General features: G+C 60.2%; 14 protein-coding genes and 2 tRNA genes. 11 read left to right on the plus strand and 5 right to left on the minus strand.

The genetic code is table 11. The features are described 5' to 3' along the window. Positions 1–109 precede the first annotated feature (109 nt). The 8 genes from AC0R79_RS25665 to ychF all read left to right on the plus strand — a co-directional run bounded on the left by AC0R79_RS25665 (position 110) and on the right by ychF (position 7,034). On the plus strand, positions 110–1,834 hold the full coding sequence (locus AC0R79_RS25665) for a tetratricopeptide repeat protein (protein WP_474732182.1): 1,725 nt from the start codon (positions 110–112) through the stop codon (positions 1,832–1,834). A 3-nt stretch (positions 1,835–1,837) separates the two neighbouring features. Then, positions 1,838–2,455 carry a lipoprotein insertase outer membrane protein LolB gene (gene lolB / locus AC0R79_RS25670; RefSeq protein WP_115079197.1) on the plus strand — a complete coding sequence of 206 codons (618 nt, stop codon included), beginning with the start codon at positions 1,838–1,840 and terminating at the stop codon, positions 2,453–2,455. A 3-nt stretch (positions 2,456–2,458) separates the two neighbouring features. After that, positions 2,459–3,310 carry a 4-(cytidine 5'-diphospho)-2-C-methyl-D-erythritol kinase gene (gene ispE / locus AC0R79_RS25675; RefSeq protein WP_007951723.1) on the plus strand — a complete coding sequence of 284 codons (852 nt, stop codon included), beginning with the start codon at positions 2,459–2,461 and terminating at the stop codon, positions 3,308–3,310. A gap of 37 nt (positions 3,311–3,347) precedes the next feature. Further along, positions 3,348–3,422: transfer RNA gene (locus AC0R79_RS25680), tRNA-Gln, on the plus strand. 47 nt (positions 3,423–3,469) lie between these two features. Continuing rightward, complete coding sequence (locus AC0R79_RS25685) at positions 3,470–4,411, plus strand: ribose-phosphate pyrophosphokinase (protein ID WP_003171603.1); 942 nt, start codon at positions 3,470–3,472, stop codon at positions 4,409–4,411. A gap of 141 nt (positions 4,412–4,552) precedes the next feature. After that, positions 4,553–5,155: a 50S ribosomal protein L25/general stress protein Ctc gene (locus AC0R79_RS25690; RefSeq protein ID WP_007951725.1), complete on the plus strand. Its 603-nt coding sequence runs from the start codon at positions 4,553–4,555 to the stop codon at positions 5,153–5,155. A gap of 171 nt (positions 5,156–5,326) precedes the next feature. Beyond that, the gene (gene pth, locus AC0R79_RS25695; protein WP_007951726.1) at positions 5,327–5,911 is read left to right on the plus strand and encodes an aminoacyl-tRNA hydrolase; all 585 of its coding nucleotides are present in this window, start codon (positions 5,327–5,329) and stop codon (positions 5,909–5,911) included. A gap of 22 nt (positions 5,912–5,933) precedes the next feature. Then, positions 5,934–7,034, plus strand: coding sequence for a redox-regulated ATPase YchF (gene ychF, locus AC0R79_RS25700; RefSeq protein ID WP_127799901.1), 1,101 nt, complete (start codon positions 5,934–5,936; stop codon positions 7,032–7,034). Between the two features lie 63 nt (positions 7,035–7,097). On the opposite strand, the gene AC0R79_RS25705 is transcribed toward ychF, so the two are convergent. Next, positions 7,098–8,315 carry an MFS transporter gene (locus tag AC0R79_RS25705; protein WP_474732189.1) on the minus strand — a complete coding sequence of 406 codons (1,218 nt, stop codon included), beginning with the start codon at positions 8,313–8,315 and terminating at the stop codon, positions 7,098–7,100. Positions 8,316–8,648: 333 nt separating this feature from the next. On the opposite strand from AC0R79_RS25705, the gene AC0R79_RS25710 reads away from it, so the two are divergent. Both AC0R79_RS25710 and AC0R79_RS25715 read left to right on the plus strand, forming a co-directional pair. Next, a complete protein-coding gene (locus AC0R79_RS25710; protein WP_474732191.1) occupies positions 8,649–10,706 on the plus strand; it encodes a methyl-accepting chemotaxis protein in 2,058 nt (685 codons plus the stop codon). A gap of 115 nt (positions 10,707–10,821) precedes the next feature. After that, positions 10,822–10,898 (plus strand) — tRNA-Met (locus AC0R79_RS25715). A gap of 84 nt (positions 10,899–10,982) precedes the next feature. On the opposite strand, the gene AC0R79_RS25720 is transcribed toward AC0R79_RS25715, so the two are convergent. Beyond that, on the minus strand, positions 10,983–12,083 hold the full coding sequence (locus AC0R79_RS25720) for a M14 family metallopeptidase (protein ID WP_474732193.1): 1,101 nt from the start codon (positions 12,081–12,083) through the stop codon (positions 10,983–10,985). A 155-nt stretch (positions 12,084–12,238) separates the two neighbouring features. On the opposite strand from AC0R79_RS25720, the gene ggt reads away from it, so the two are divergent. After that, entirely contained in the window at positions 12,239–14,071 is a 1,833-nt protein-coding gene (gene ggt / locus AC0R79_RS25725; RefSeq protein ID WP_474732195.1) for a gamma-glutamyltransferase, read from the plus strand. 86 nt (positions 14,072–14,157) lie between these two features. On the opposite strand, the gene AC0R79_RS25730 is transcribed toward ggt, so the two are convergent. The 3 genes from AC0R79_RS25730 to AC0R79_RS25740 form a co-directional block, all read right to left on the minus strand. Beyond that, complete coding sequence (locus tag AC0R79_RS25730) at positions 14,158–14,379, minus strand: helix-turn-helix domain-containing protein (RefSeq protein ID WP_007951734.1); 222 nt, start codon at positions 14,377–14,379, stop codon at positions 14,158–14,160. A 7-nt stretch (positions 14,380–14,386) separates the two neighbouring features. Next, positions 14,387–14,947, minus strand: a complete 561-nt coding sequence (locus AC0R79_RS25735) for a DUF2975 domain-containing protein (RefSeq protein WP_127799909.1) — start codon at positions 14,945–14,947, stop codon at positions 14,387–14,389. Positions 14,948–15,039: 92 nt separating this feature from the next. Beyond that, positions 15,040–15,639 (minus strand): flavin reductase family protein, encoded by a 600-nt coding sequence (locus AC0R79_RS25740; protein ID WP_127799910.1) that lies wholly within the window; start codon positions 15,637–15,639, stop codon positions 15,040–15,042. Positions 15,640–15,691: the final 52 nt, after the last annotated feature.

Below are 15,691 nucleotides of genomic sequence, written 5' to 3' on the forward strand. Positions count from 1 at the left end.
ATTGTCCCAATTGCCGGCCCCTATAATGGCCACAATCGAGACTCGGTTATGTTTGGCCGAAGGCTTGTGTCATGATGATCCGACCGCAGGTTAGTCGTCCTCTTCCTATATGAATAGATCTTCCGCGTTGCTCCTCGCTTTTGTCTTCCTCAGCGGCTGCCAGGCCTTGGCCCCCGTTTCGCAGGACGGTGCCTCACCGGTCGAAGACACCACGCCGGCCCCTGAAAAGCCCAAGGTTTACAGCTCGTTCAGCCAGGAAACGGTGTTCAGCCTGCTGAGCGCCGAACTCGCTGGCCAGCGCAATCGTTTCGACATTGCCCTGGACAACTACGTGACCCAGGCCATCAACACCCAGGATCCGGGCGTTTCCGAGCGCGCCTTCCGCATCGCCGAGTACCTGGGCGCCGACCAGCCGGCCCTCGATACCGCGCTGATCTGGGCGAAAAACGCCCCGGACGACCTCGAAGCGCAACGCGCCGCCGCCGTGCAACTGGCTCGTGCCGGGCGTTATGACGACTCGATGGTTTACATGGAGAAAGTCCTGCAGGGCAAGGGCGACACCCATTTCGACTTCCTCGCGCTGTCGGCCGCCGACACCGATCAGGAAACCCGCAACGGCCTGATGAAAAGTTTTGACCGCCTGTTGCAGCGTCACCCGAACAACAATCAGCTGATTTTCGGCAAGGCCCTGCTGATGCAGCAGGATGGCGACACCAAAGGTGCGCTTGCCCTGCTCGAAGACAACCCGCCGGAAGACGGCGAGATCGCGCCGATTCTGCTGCGCGCACGTCTTCTGCAAGGTCTGAACCGTGGCGACGAAGCACTGCCATTGCTGCAGAAAAGCATCAAGAAATACCCAGACGACAAGCGCCTGCGCCTGACCTACGCGCGGATGCTGGTGGAACAGGACCGGATGGATGACGCCAAGGTCGAGTTCTCCACCCTGGTTCAGCAATACCCGGAAGACGACGAACTGCGTTACTCGCTGGCGCTGGTCTGCCTGGAAGCCAAGGCCTGGGACGAGGCCAAGGGTTATCTGGAAGACCTGATCGCCCGGGAAAGCCATATCGACTCGGCACACCTGAACCTGGGGCGCATTGCCGAAGAACGCAACGACCCGCAAGGCGCGCTCATCGAGTACGCCCAGGTCGGCCCGGGCAACGATTATCTGCCGGCGCAACTGCGTCAGGCCGATATTCTGATGAACAACGGCAAGACCGCCGAAGCCCAGAGCAAACTGGCCGCCGAGCGTGACGAGCAGCCGGATTACGCGATCCAGTTGTACCTGATCGAAGCCGAAACCCTGTCCGCCAACAATCAGGGCGACAAGGCCTGGAAAGTCCTGCAACAAGCGTTGCAGCAGTACCCGGACGATCTGAACCTGCTTTATACCCGCGCGATGCAGGCGGAAAAACGCAATGACCTGGCGCAGATGGAGAAAGACCTGCGCCTGATCATCAAGCGCGATCCGGACAACGCCATGGCCCTCAACGCCCTCGGCTACACCCTGTCCGACCGCACCACCCGCTACGCCGAAGCCAAGGCGCTGATCGAGCAGGCGCACCAGATCAACCCGGAAGACCCGGCGGTTCTCGACAGCCTCGGCTGGGTGAATTTCCGCATGGGCAATCTGGAAGACGCCGAGAAATACCTGCGTCAGGCCCTCGAGCGCTTCCCCGATCACGAAGTCGCGGCGCACCTGGGCGAAGTGCTGTGGGCCAAGGGCAAGCAGCGCGAAGCGAAACAAATCTGGGGCAAGTTCCTCAAGGACCAGCCTGACAGCACCATCCTGCGCAGCACCATCAAGCGCCTGACCGGATCCGAGACTCTTTAACTCATGTTTTTGCGCCACGTCATAGTTTTCAGTTTCATCGCCCTGCTCGCCGGTTGCGCGGGCTTCGGCGCCCGCGAATCGGTCGAGGGCCACGGCAATCCGGCAGAGTGGGCCGCGAACAAACAACACCTGACCGGCCTCGACGGCTGGCAGATCGACGGCAAGATCGGCATTCGCGCCCCGAAAGATTCGGGCAGCGGCACGCTGTTCTGGCTGCAACGTCAGGATTACTACGACATCCGTCTGTCCGGCCCGCTGGGTCGTGGCGCGGCGCGGCTGACCGGTCGTCCGGGTGCGGTGTCGCTGGAAGTGGCGAATCAGGGCCGCTATGAAGCGCCGACTCCGGAAGCACTGGTCGAAGAGCAACTGGGCTGGAAATTGCCGGTCTCGCATCTGGCCTGGTGGGTTCGCGGCCTCCCGGCACCTGACAGCAAAAGCCGTCTGACCCTGGACGGCAACAGCCGTTTGGCCAATCTGGATCAGGATGGCTGGCAGGTCGAATACCTCAGCTATGCCGAACAGAACGGTTACTGGCTGCCCGAGCGAATCAAACTGCACGGCACCGATCTGGACGTGACGCTGGTCATCAAGACCTGGCAACCGCGCAAATTGGGGCAATAACGCATGACCGCTCCACGCCTGACGCTGCCATCGCCGGCCAAACTCAATCTGATGCTGCACATTCTCGGTCGTCGTGAAGACGGTTATCACGAGTTGCAAACGCTTTTTCAGTTCCTCGACTACGGCGACGAAATCACTTTCGCCGTGCGTGACGATGGCGTGATCCGCCTGCACACCGAATTCGACGGAGTGCCCCACGACAGCAACCTGATCGTGCGCGCGGCGAAGAAACTGCAGGAACAATCCGGCTGCTCGCTCGGCATCGACATCTGGATCGACAAGATCCTGCCGATGGGCGGCGGCATCGGTGGCGGCAGTTCGAACGCGGCCACCACCCTGCTCGGCCTCAATCATTTGTGGCAACTGGGTTGGGATGAAGATCGCCTGGCTGCACTGGGCCTGACACTGGGCGCCGACGTGCCGGTGTTCGTGCGGGGCCATGCGGCTTTCGCCGAAGGTGTCGGCGAGAAACTGACCCCGGTCGAGCCCGCCGAACCGTGGTATGTCGTGCTCGTTCCGCAAGTCTCTGTTAGTACGGCAGAAATTTTTTCAGATCCATTGTTGACACGTAACACGCCGCCCATTAAAGTGCGCCCCGTTCCCGAGGGAAACAGTCGAAATGACTGCTTACCGGTGGTATCGAGGCGTTATCCAGAAGTACGTAACGCATTGAATTTGTTAGGTAATTTTACCGAAGCAAAACTCACCGGAACTGGAAGTTGTGTGTTTGGGGGCTTCCCAAGCAAAGCTGAAGCTGATAAAGTCTCGGCCCTTCTGACAGAGACCCTTACAGGGTTTGTAGCGAAAGGAAGCAACGTTTCGATGTTGCATCGCAAGCTGCAAAGTCTGCTCTAAAGGAACCAAGTGCCCGGCACTTGCAAGCAACAGATACAGGGGCGTCGCCAAGCGGTAAGGCAGCAGGTTTTGATCCTGCCATGCGTTGGTTCGAATCCAGCCGCCCCTGCCATTTTCCTATACTCATCCAGGTATACCCTCAGCCTTCAGGTACTGCGCGTGTCCAAGATGATGGTCTTTACGGGGAACGCTAACCCCGATCTGGCTCGGCGTGTCGTACGTCAGCTGCATATCCCTCTCGGTGACATCTCTGTCGGTAAATTCTCCGACGGCGAAATTACAGCCGAGATCAATGAAAACGTTCGCGGTAAAGACGTCTTCATTATTCAGCCGACTTGCGCTCCGACCAACGATAACCTGATGGAACTGGTAGTGATGGCTGATGCCTTCCGCCGCTCCTCGGCTACTCGTATCACTGCTGTTATTCCTTATTTTGGTTATGCCCGTCAGGATCGCCGTCCGCGTTCCGCACGTGTGGCTATCAGCGCGAAAGTCGTTGCTGACATGCTCACTGTAGTCGGCATCGACCGTGTTCTCACGGTTGATCTGCATGCTGACCAGATTCAGGGTTTCTTCGATATTCCGGTAGATAACATCTACGGCTCCCCGGTTCTGGTGGATGACATCGAAGATCAGCGCTTCGAGAACCTGATGATCGTGTCCCCGGACATTGGTGGCGTCGTGCGTGCACGTGCCGTTGCCAAATCCCTGGGCGTGGATCTCGGGATCATCGACAAACGCCGTGAGAAAGCCAATCACTCTGAAGTGATGCATATCATCGGTGATGTCGAAGGGCGTACCTGCATTCTGGTCGATGACATGGTCGATACCGCCGGCACTCTGTGCCACGCGGCCAAGGCCCTGAAAGAGCATGGCGCAGCCAAGGTCTTTGCCTACTGCACACACCCTGTGCTGTCGGGTCGGGCCATCGAGAATATCGAAAATTCCGTGCTGGACGAGTTGGTGGTCACTAACACCATCCCGCTGTCCGCTGCAGCACAAGCCTGTGCACGTATCCGTCAACTGGATATCGCACCGGTTGTTGCCGAAGCGGTTCGCCGCATCAGCAACGAAGAATCGATCAGCGCGATGTTCCGTTAAGGGCCCTGCCCTTCTCGAAATGTCTCGTTGACGAAAAGCGCCCCGCCCCGGCATTCCTGCCGGGGCGGGGCTTTTTTGCCCATACCGTGTTCGGCGCTGGTCGCAAACGCCACTCGGTCATGGCTATTTTGGAGATACAAAATGAACGATTTTACTCTGAATGCTGAAGCGCGTTCCGACCTGGGGAAAGGTGCGAGCCGCCGCCTGCGTCGTCTCGCCGCCCTGGTTCCAGCTGTTGTTTACGGTGGCGACAAAGCCCCTGAATCCATCAGCATGCTGGCCAAAGAAGTTGCCAAACTGCTCGAAAACGAAGCTGCCTACAGCCACGTTATCGAACTGAACGTTGGTGGCACCAAGCAAAACGTGATCATCAAGGCTCTGCAACGTCACCCGGCCAAAGGCCACGTGATGCACGCTGACTTCGTACGCGTTGTAGCTGGCCAGAAACTGACCGCTATCGTTCCTGTGCACTTCATCAACGAAGCTGCTCCAGTGAAGAAAGGCGGCGAAATCTCGCACGTTGTTGCCGAGATCGAAGTTTCCTGCCTGCCAAAAGATCTGCCTGAGTTCATCGAAGTCGACCTGGCTAACGCTGAAATCGGCACCATCGTTCACCTGTCGGACCTCAAAGCTCCTAAAGGTGTCGAGTTCGTTGCTCTGGCACACGGCGATGACAAGGCTGTTGCCAACGTCCACGCTCCACGTGTTGCTCCAGAAGCTACCGAAGAAGGCGCAGCAGAGTAATTCACTCTGTCATGCCTGAGTGAGCAGGTAACATCGCGGACTGGAACGTAGCGAGAAAGCGGGCGGGAACGCGGAGTTTACATCCATGGTAAATGAGCATTTTTCGTCCACTTTCGCCGCCTTCCCTGATCGCGGCGATGTTATCCACCACTCAAAGGAAGGGCCCCTATCGTGACTGCCATCAAACTGATCGTTGGCCTGGGAAATCCAGGCGCTGAATACGAGCAGACCCGGCATAACGCAGGGGCCCTTTTTGTTGAGCGCATCGCCCACGCACAGAACGTGAATCTCGTGGCCGATCGCAAGTATTTCGGCCTGACCGGGCGCTTCTCGCATCAGGGTCAGGATGTTCGTCTGCTGATTCCCACCACCTACATGAACCGCAGCGGCCAGGCCGTGGCGGCACTCGCCGGTTTCTTCCGCATCAAGCCTGAAGAAATCCTGGTTGCGCACGACGAACTCGATCTGCCTCCGGGCGTCGCCAAACTCAAAGTCGGCGGCGGCCATGGCGGTCACAACGGGTTGCGCGACATCATTGCGCAATTGGGCAATCAGAATACGTTCCACCGCCTGCGGCTCGGCATCGGCCACCCGGGCGTCGCCAGTATGGTTTCAAATTTCGTCCTGGGTCGTGCGCCACGCGCCGAACAGGAAAAACTCGATGCCAGCATCGACTTTGCCCTCGGCGTGCTGCCGGATATCCTCGCCGGTGAATGGAACCGCGCGATGAAAAACCTGCACAGCCAGAAGGCCTGACTCTAATCCGAGGGGAAACACCATGGGATTCAATTGCGGCATCGTCGGCCTGCCTAACGTCGGCAAGTCCACCCTGTTCAACGCCCTGACCAAATCCGGGATCGCGGCCGAGAACTTCCCCTTCTGCACCATCGAGCCGAACAGCGGCATCGTGCCGATGCCGGATCCGCGTCTGGACGCTCTGGCGGCCATCGTCAATCCGAAGCGCATCCTGCCGACCACCATGGAATTCGTCGACATCGCAGGCCTGGTTGCCGGCGCCTCGAAAGGTGAAGGCCTGGGCAACAAGTTCCTGGCCAACATCCGCGAAACCGACGCGATCGCTCACGTCGTGCGCTGCTTCGAAGACGAGAACGTGATCCACGTTTCCAACAGCGTCGACCCGAAGCGCGACATCGAAATCATCGACCTGGAACTGATTTTCGCCGACCTCGACAGCTGCGAGAAGCAACTGCAGAAAGTCGCACGCAACGCCAAGGGTGGTGACAAGGACGCAGTGGCGCAGAAGGCCCTGCTGGAGCAACTGATCGCTCACTTCACCGAAGCCAAGCCTGCGCGCAGCCTGATGAAGAACATGAGCGCCGACGAAAAAGCGATCATCAAGGGCTTCCACCTGCTGACCACCAAGCCGGTCATGTACATCGCCAACGTCGCTGAAGACGGTTTCGAGAACAACCCGCACCTGGACGTGGTCAAGGCCATCGCCGAAGAAGAAGGCGCGATGGTTGTTCCGGTCTGCAACAAGATCGAAGCGGAAATCGCCGAGCTGGACGACGGCGAAGAGAAAGACATGTTCCTCGAGGCCCTGGGTCTGGAAGAGCCTGGCCTGAACCGCGTAATCCGCGCCGGCTACGAAATGCTGCACCTGCAGACCTACTTCACCGCCGGTGTCGAAGAAGTCCGCGCCTGGACCGTCCGCGTCGGTGCCACCGCACCACAAGCCGCCGGCGTGATCCACACCGACTTCGAAAAAGGCTTCATCCGCGCCGAAGTGATCGCCTACAACGACTTCATCCAGTACAAGGGCGAAGCCGGCACCAAGGAAGCCGGTAAATGGCGTCTGGAAGGCAAGGACTACATCGTCAAGGATGGCGACGTGATGCACTTCCGCTTCAACGTGTAAAAGCTGCACCCATGAAAAAGCCGCGTTTGATACGCGGCTTTTTTGTGCCTGAAATTCGGCCCGTCAGGCCTTTTTGGTTCTCGGCAGGAAGATCGCCAGCACCCCGAACAGCGGCAGGAACGAGCACAGGAAGTACACGTATTCGATGCCGTGAATGTCCGCCAGATGCCCGAGCAACGCCGCACCAATCCCGCCAAAGCCGAACATCAGACCAAAGAACACCCCGGCAATCATTCCGACATTGCCCGGCACCAGTTCCTGCGCGTACACCACGATCGCCGAGAACGCCGAAGCGAGGATGAAACCGATCACCACGCTCAGGACGCTGGTCCAAAACAGGTCGACATGCGGCATCAGCAGCGTGAACGGAGCCACGCCAAGGATCGAGAACCAGATCACCGCCTTACGCCCGATCTTGTCGCCAATCGGCCCGCCGAAGAACGTGCCCGCCGCCACCGCGCCGAGGAACAGGAACAGATGCAGCTGTGAACTGGCCACCGACAGGTCGAACTTCTCGATCAGGTAGAACGTGAAGTAACTGGTCAGGCTGGCCATGTAGAAATACTTGGAGAACACCAGCAACCCGAGCACCACCAGCGCGCTGGTCACCCTGCCCTTCGACAGTCCATGCGTGGCGGCCTGGCCGGCCTTGAGCTTGAACAGGTTCAGGTGATGGGCGTACCAGCGGCTGATGCGATAGAGCACGAACAGCGCAAACACCGCGAACAGCCCGAACCAGGCCACGTTGCCCTGGCCGAAAGGAATGATGATCGCCGCCGCCAGCAACGGGCCGAAAGCCGAACCGGCGTTACCACCGACCTGGAACGTCGATTGCGCCAGACCGAAGCGCCCGCCCGACGCCAGCCGCGCGATACGAGAAGCTTCAGGGTGGAAGGTCGAAGAGCCGATACCGATCAGCGCCGCCGCCAGCAAGATAAGAGGGAAACTGCCAACCATCGACATCATCACAATGCCGATCAGCGTGCACACGGAACCTGCCGGCAACAGCCACGGTTTCGGGTACCGATCGGTGTGATAACCGACCCACGGCTGCAACAGCGAAGCGGTCAGTTGAAACGTCAAAGTGATCAGGCCGACCTGGGTGAAACTCAGGCCATAGTTGGCCTTGAGCATCGGATAGATCGACGGCAGCACTGACTGGATAAGGTCGTTGATCAAATGCGCCAGCGCCACCGCGCCGATGATGCGCATCACCAAAGGGCTGCTTTGTGGAGGAGCGGACGCCGAGGCAGCGGCGGTCTGAACGTTGCTGATAGCCATGGGAGTTTCCGGACTGCAGATGGGTGCACGCGGGCAGGTGCGTCAATGTGCCATTTTTCGGTGCGCCAGCGCCATCCCCTTAGCCAGCTAACGAACTATTCAGTCGTCGCGCCACAAGTGATAGCGCAACGCCATGGTCTGAATCTTGCCTTGCTTATCCGCTTGAACGCGGCGCCCTTACAAAGGGCATCGAGAATGGGAAGTTTCGCTACAGAGCCGGCCTACAGAGCGGGCAAGGGTGAACTTTCGAGGCCTTTTAGCAGGGCACCAATCCCGGTCGCAACGACCGCGATGCACGCCGATGGTGCGTGGTGTCCAGAGGAGTCATGGGGCATGCAGGCTTTTTTATCACCGGGGATCAGGTTGCTGGGGCGGTTTGGCTTCGCGCGTAAATTCCAGTTGTTGTTTCTGCTGTTTATCCTGCCATTGGCCGGCAGCCTGTTGATGATCGGCCAGGACTATCGCGACAAACTCAACCTGATCGCCGGTGAACGTGCCGGTGTGCGGCAGTTGCTCGCCCTCGATGCACTCGACAACCTGCTCGCCGCCCAGCGCGACCGCGCCGCCCGCTGGCGCGCCACGGAAACCAACCGTCAACCGACGCCAGCGACCCTCGCCGCCATGGCCGCCTTCGATGGCGTGCAACCTGCCGTAGTTCAGGCCACGCTGGAGCTGGGCAATGCCTTGCAAGCCGAAGGCGCGGAAGGTGAAACCCTGACTCGCTATCAGGCCCTGCAAGCCGCGCTCAATGGTCTGGACTCGAAAAGCCTTTCCGGTGTCGGTTGGTGGCCGGACGGTTACGACCGTTTCACCAATGCACTCAGCGCCCTGCAAGCGTTGCGCGAACAAATTGCGATGGACAATCGCCTGATCCTCGCACCGTGGCTGGAAACCTATCTGCTGACGCAGATTTCCACCCAGCACGCACCGGACCTGATCGAACGTGTCGGCCGACTGGCAGCCGTCGGCCAGGCGTCGGTGGTATCCGGCCAGTTCACCCTGCAAAGCCGTCTGCAACTGCGTGACCTGCGCAGCCGCATCGGCGATGCCCGTGAGCAGTTGGTGAAAACCGCGAGCCTGCTCGAAGCGCGTCTGCCGCCGGCCCTGCAAGGCTGGGCCGGGCAATATCACGATAGCCTCAAGCAGCTGGATGCCGGTCTGAAAGTGCTGGATGACGGCGTGTTCGGCGGCAGCATCAATCTCAAGCCTGAAGAATTCGAGCGCACTCTCGATGCCCTGCTCGGCAACCTCGCCACGCTGCGCCAGCAATCGCTGGTGTCGCTGGATCAGCGGCTGGATGACTACCACGGATCGGCGATTCGTCAGTTCATCATTGTCGCGGCTGTGTTCGGTTTCCTGTTGCTGGCGGCGCTGTATCTGTTCGTTTGCCTGCAAGCCTCGATCCGTCGCAGCGCCAGCGGCATCACGCTACTGGCCGAGGCTCTGCGCGACGGTAATCTGAGCCTGCAAGTGCCGGTCGTGGGCCGCGATGAACTGGCTTCGATCAGCACCGCACTCAACGTGGCGGTGGTGCAATTGCGCACCAGCCTGCTGGGTGTCGATCACGAGACTTCGCAACTGAGCAACGCGGTGCGCAGCCTCAACGATCACTCCAGCGGCGCTCTCAGCGAAGTCGAAGCGCAGCAATTGCAGATCAGCCAGATCGCCGCAGCGGCCACGCAACTGGCGGCGACGTCTCAAGGCGTGGCGCAGAGTTGTGAACAGGCTTCCGGCAGCGCCCAGCACACCCGGCGCATCGCTGCCGACAGCAGCCGTGACAGTCAACGGACCACGGCGAGCATTCAGCAACTCAATCAGCGCCTGAACGAAACTGCAGCAGCGCTCGGTCGGGTCAGCGAGCAAGGGCAGCAAATTCAACTAGTGGTCGACACCATTCGTGGCGTCGCCGAGCAGACCAACCTGCTGGCACTCAATGCCGCCATCGAAGCCGCGCGGGCCGGGGAGCAAGGTCGCGGTTTTGCCGTGGTGGCCGACGAGGTGCGCAGCCTGTCGCAACGTACGCAATCGTCCACGGCGCAGATCGCCGGCACGGTCGACAGCCTGCGCAATACGGTCAATGAAGCCGTGAGCCTGATGGAGGCTGCCTGCGACCAAGCGCAATCGGACGCGGAAGCGGTCACGGGACTTGGCGAACGCCTGGGGGAAATCGCCAGCGCCGTGCAGAGTGTCACCGACACCCTCGCGCAAATCGCCACGGCGGTAGAAGAACAGGCGAGCACCGCCGATGAGGTCAGCGGCAATATCCAGCAGGTCGATCAAGCGGCGGTTCGTCTGCTCGAAGGCGCGCGGGCCGTGAACCTCGCGGCGGACACCTTGAGCCAGGGCAGCCATGCCTTGAGTGCCAACACCGGAAGATTTCAGCTGCGTTGAAAGCCCCTCCCGCCCCGATTTTCGGCGCGGGAGGATAAGCGGTTGAAAATAAGAAGAAATATTTTGAATTTACGCTTGACGCTTTTCCATTTCAGGGGAATAATGCGCGCCACTTGGCTACATAGCTCAGTTGGTTAGAGCATAGCATTCATAATGCTGGGGTCCGGGGTTCAAGTCCCTGTGTAGCCACCAAGTACTAAAAACGGCTTACCGAAAGGTAGGCCGTTTTTTTATGCCTCGAGAAAAGTGCCGGCCATCGTCAGCCGGCATTTTCTTTTATCCGGCCAGTGCCGACAGCCCTTTCGTCCAGATCTGCCGCGTGCGCAAACCGACCATCGCCCGCCAGTCCGGATCGGCGGGATAGAACTGCTCCAGCAGATTCAATTTGATCTCGCGCCCGGTCGCACCCAGCGGATCACCATGCAGATGCAGCCAGTGATCGTCGCGCAGGTAACGATGCACGTCCGGCCCCGGATAAGTGCCGCACTCGATCACGAACGGCATCAGTTGCACATTCGGCAGCGCATTGAGCAGTGCCTGCGAGGTGTAGCCGGTGGCGGTCGCGGCAACGCCGGTTTCACTCAAGGTTTCGGCGCCGGTGTGCAGCGTGTAGAGCCACGGACCGTAAATCGACTGCGCCTGGGTCAGTGCCGGATACGGCGCCTGGGTAATCGTCAGCAGCATCGGATGCCCGTACTCGCCGGCGCCGGTGTGCAGGTCGAAACACATCACGGTTTCAGCACCGGCCAGATGATTCTCGATGATGGAATGCAGCGTGCGATTCGACCAGCTCGGCGCGAGTCCGCCAAAGAACAATCCGTCGGGATGACTGTGCTGCCCACCCTCGACAATCGACATGACGGCCGGCCAGCCATGCTCGGCAATTTGCGCATCCAGCAACGCATCAGCTTTTTGTCGCTCGGGGCCATTCAAATCGGTGCAGGCGTAAATTTCATGGAGCGCCGCGTAAGCGCGGTTGTCCGGAAGCGGTCGGTTGAAATCCAGGTGATTGCGGTTGAGGTCGATGTTGTCTTCGTTGACCCGCCGCAGCCACGCCGTGCCCCACGGGTTGATCAGGTGAACCATTACCACCGCGACATCCTTCGGCAGCGACTCCGGCGTGAAATGCTTCAGCCAATCGATCTGACACTCCGAGCCGTAATAACCCTCAACTCCATGGGTGCCGCTGAGCGCCACCAGGCGCCGTTTGGCCGCTGGATCTCCCAGCACCGCGACATCGGTACTCAAAGACTCGCCAAACGGCCCATTGAGCGGATGCGCGTACGAAGAGAGCGTTGCACCCGCCACCTTCGCGGCGGCAAGAAAGCGCTCGCGCTGTTCGCGATAGCTGGGCTGGGTCGGAAACTCGTTGTGCATGGCGGCCTCTTGTTGATTGTTCTGGCTTCACGTTTGCCCATGACCCTACAGAAAATCCGCCAAGGCATGAAGGACAAAGATACCTCCGGTTTGCGTCGTACACGGTCGGTCGATACAGTCCGTCAGACTTTTATCCCACGGACGGAGAGCCCCGCGTGTTTCCAGCCCTGCCCCTGAACCGTTTTCGCCTGCCCGCCCTGACGCTGATCGTCAGCGCCATCGCCCTCACGGCCTGCAACGCCCCGCCCTCCTCGACCCTGCCGCTGGCACCGGAAGCCGCCTCCGGCTATCGCACCGGCCTGCAAGCCAGCCACGCCGAGAAACACATGGCCGCCGCTGCCAATCCGCTGGCCGCCGAGGCAGGTCGCGAGATGTTGCGTCAGGGTGGTTCAGCCATCGATGCCGCCATCGCAATGCAAGCCGTGTTGACCCTGGTCGAACCACAATCCTCCGGGATCGGTGGTGGCGCGATGATCGTGCTGTGGGATGGCAAGCAGGTGCGCACCTACGACGGCCGCGAAACCGCACCGGCCGGCGCGACCGAGAAGCTGTTCCTGCAGGCCGATGGAAAACCGATGCCGTTCCCGCAGGCGCAGATCGGCGGACGCTCCGTCGGCACCCCGGGGGTAATGCGTGCATTGGAGCTGGCGCACAAAAAGCACGGCCGCTTGCCGTGGGCGACATTGTTCGAGCCGGCGATCAAACTGGCCGAGCAGGGTTTTGCGATCTCCCCGCGCCTGCATTCGCTGCTGGAATCCGACCCGGTGATTCGCCGTTCGCCGGACATGGCCAGGTATTTTCTGAACAGCGATGGCAGCGTCAAAGCCATCGGCACTCGCTTGCAGAACCCGGCGCTGGCCGCCGTTCTCAAACGTATCGCCAACGAAGGTGCGGACGCACTGTACAAAGGCCCGATCGCCGAAGAAATCGTGGCCAAGGTTCAGGGCCACGCCAACCCCGGCAGCCTGTCGCTGAACGACCTTCAGCGCTATCAGGCCAAGGAGCGCGCGCCCCTGTGCACCGACTACAAACGCTGGCAGGTTTGCGGGATGCCGCCGCCATCATCGGGCGGGATCGCGGTGGCGCAAATCCTCGGTACGTTGCAGGCGCTGGAAACCCGCGATCCGCGCCTGGCTCTGACGCCGCTCAAGCCAGTGAAAACCGATAAACCCGCCGGCATCGAACCTGCGCCGCAAGCCGTGCACCTGATCGCCGAAGCCGAGCGCCTGGCCTACGCCGACCGCGCACAATACGTGGCCGATACCGACTTCGTGCCGGTGCCGGTCAAGGGCCTGGTCGATCCGGGTTACCTGGCCAGCCGCGCCAGCCTGATCGGCGAACGCAGCATGGGCACCGCCAAACCCGGCACACCGCCGGGCGTGCAGGTTGCCTACGCGCCGGATCGCTCGCCGCTGCGCATTTCCACCTCACAAGTAGTGGCGGTCGATGACTTCGGTGGCGCCGTGTCGATGACCACCACCATCGAAGCAGCGTTCGGCTCGCACCTGATGGTTCAGGGCTTCTTGCTCAACAACCAGATGACCGACTTCTCGTTCATCCCCGAAGAAAACGGACAGAAAGTCGCCAACCGCGTGGAGCCCGGCAAACGCCCGCGCTCGTCGATGGCGCCGACCCTGATCTTCGACCGCAACAGCGGCGAGTTCGTCGCCACCGTTGGTTCTCCCGGCGGCTCGCAGATCATCGAATACGTGGCCAAAACCACCGTCGGCCTGCTCGACTGGAACCTCGACCCGCAAAGCGCCATCAGCCTGCCCAACTTCGGCAGCCGCAACGGCCCGACGGAACTGGAACAGGGCCAGTTCAGCCCGACGCTGATCCAGGCGCTCAAGGACAAAGGCCACACCGTCAACGAAATCGACATGACCAGCGGCATCCAGGCCATCGTGCGGGTCAAGGATGCTCAGGAGAAGACAACGCTGGCAGGTGGGGCAGATCCTCGGCGTGAAGGGGTAGCGTTGGGGGATTGAATCAGCACTGCCAACTGAAAAAGGCTTACCGAGAGGTAAGCCTTTTTTGTAGGTCCATGAATCCAATTCGCCAGCAACCGAAACCCTCAGGCGTCACCCTCCTCCCCCGCCACCCGGACCAGCAGATCCCCGGGCTGACAGTTGAGGTACTCGCAGATGGCATCCAGTGTCGCCAGGCGCAGCCCTTTGACCTTGCCCTGTTTGAGCAGCGACAGGTTGGCCTCGGTGATGCCAATGGCGGCTGCAAGGTCTTTGGATTTGACCTTGCGCAGCGCGAGCATCACATCCAGTTGAATCACGATAGGCATGAGGACCTCAAATAAACGTACGGTTTTCCCGATCCACTTCACTGGCCTGCGCCAGAATCCGCGCGATGATCGAAATGCACGCGGCCAGAAACAACGCGACGAATGAGGCAGCCGTGATGCTCAGGGTCAACAGCCGCTCACCGACCGGCGCGTTCTGGGTGACCCACAGGCTGAGCATCGGCTCACAGAGGAAATCCAGCAGCACCCAGATCGCCACGGCTCGTCCGACCTTGCCCAGATGCTCCGCTGTTTCCCGGGCGAAATACTCACCTCGCGCGTAACTCTGAAACAGCCGGCGCAAATGGTTCAGGCCCGACGCCAACGCCAGCAGGGGAATGCTCGACAGCACGATCCCGCCCAGCTTCTGCCACCACGGAAACAGCGTGGCGGTGTCGGCCATTTGTGACAGCTGGCGCTCGGTCAGCGCAAACCCCAGCCCCCAGCTTTCCTTTTCCGCCAACGGTGGGTAAACCCAAATGACAGCATTGAGCAGCAGCATCACGACGATCAGGATCAACGTCACCGTCGCCATGCGCCGACTGAATTGCACGAGCCCGTAGGTGGTCATGGGAAAGCCTCACAAGAATGAATGTGAGCGCCACCCTAACGATTAAAATTATCGAATAACAATAATTAATTGCTGCAAAACATTAATAACCGTCAGGCATCCAGACTTTTACCAACCACCGGATCACCGATCTTCAGAAAGTTGCCACCGGCCACGTGATGCAGCGTGCGCAGCTCATCGTGCCCTTCAAAATGCCAGCGTCCATCGCTGAACACCCGCGAATCAGCCTGCGCCGCGATCACCTCGGCGAGGAACAGATCGTACTGTTCGTGATTGCGCGGCTCCGGCAGCAACCGGCATTCGAGCCAGGCCACGCAACCGCCGAGCATCGGTGCCTCGACCTGCTCGCCAGCGAAGCTCTGCAAGCCGAACGCCTGAAACTTGTCCTGACCTTGATCGCGATTGATTTCCAGGCCCGACGTCGAGCCGACGGTCTGCACGATGTCTGCCTGATTCACACAAGGAACGTTGAGAACGAAGGTGCCCGACGCCTCGAGCAGTTGCCGGGTCCAGGTGGATTTGTCGAGGACCACCGCGACTTTCGGCGGTTCGAAATCCAGCGGCATGGCCCACGCAGCGGCCATGATGTTGCGCTGCCCGTCATGGGCGGCGCTGACCAGCACGGTCGGCCCGTGATTGAGCAGGCGGTAGGCTTTGTTCAGGGGAACCGGGCGACGGAAGGACTCGCTCATGGGATCTGCTCCGGGAAAAAGAGCCGATTGTAGCGGGATAAAAACAACGAAG

Source organism: Pseudomonas sp. HD57-3 (assembly GCF_056113135.1).

Coding starts and splice junctions, on each gene's coding strand:
- AC0R79_RS25665 (WP_474732182.1), top strand. CDS start 110: ATGAATAGATCTTCCGCGTTGCTCCTCGCTTTTGTCTTCCTCAGCGGC.
- lolB (WP_115079197.1), top strand. CDS start 1,838: ATGTTTTTGCGCCACGTCATAGTTTTCAGTTTCATCGCCCTGCTCGCC.
- ispE (WP_007951723.1), top strand. CDS start 2,459: ATGACCGCTCCACGCCTGACGCTGCCATCGCCGGCCAAACTCAATCTG.
- AC0R79_RS25690 (WP_007951725.1), top strand. CDS start 4,553: ATGAACGATTTTACTCTGAATGCTGAAGCGCGTTCCGACCTGGGGAAA.
- ychF (WP_127799901.1), top strand. CDS start 5,934: ATGGGATTCAATTGCGGCATCGTCGGCCTGCCTAACGTCGGCAAGTCC.
- AC0R79_RS25705 (WP_474732189.1), bottom strand. CDS start 8,315: ATGGCTATCAGCAACGTTCAGACCGCCGCTGCCTCGGCGTCCGCTCCT.
- AC0R79_RS25710 (WP_474732191.1), top strand. CDS start 8,649: ATGCAGGCTTTTTTATCACCGGGGATCAGGTTGCTGGGGCGGTTTGGC.
- AC0R79_RS25720 (WP_474732193.1), bottom strand. CDS start 12,083: ATGCACAACGAGTTTCCGACCCAGCCCAGCTATCGCGAACAGCGCGAG.
- AC0R79_RS25730 (WP_007951734.1), bottom strand. CDS start 14,379: ATGCCTATCGTGATTCAACTGGATGTGATGCTCGCGCTGCGCAAGGTC.
- AC0R79_RS25735 (WP_127799909.1), bottom strand. CDS start 14,947: ATGACCACCTACGGGCTCGTGCAATTCAGTCGGCGCATGGCGACGGTG.
- AC0R79_RS25740 (WP_127799910.1), bottom strand. CDS start 15,639: ATGAGCGAGTCCTTCCGTCGCCCGGTTCCCCTGAACAAAGCCTACCGC.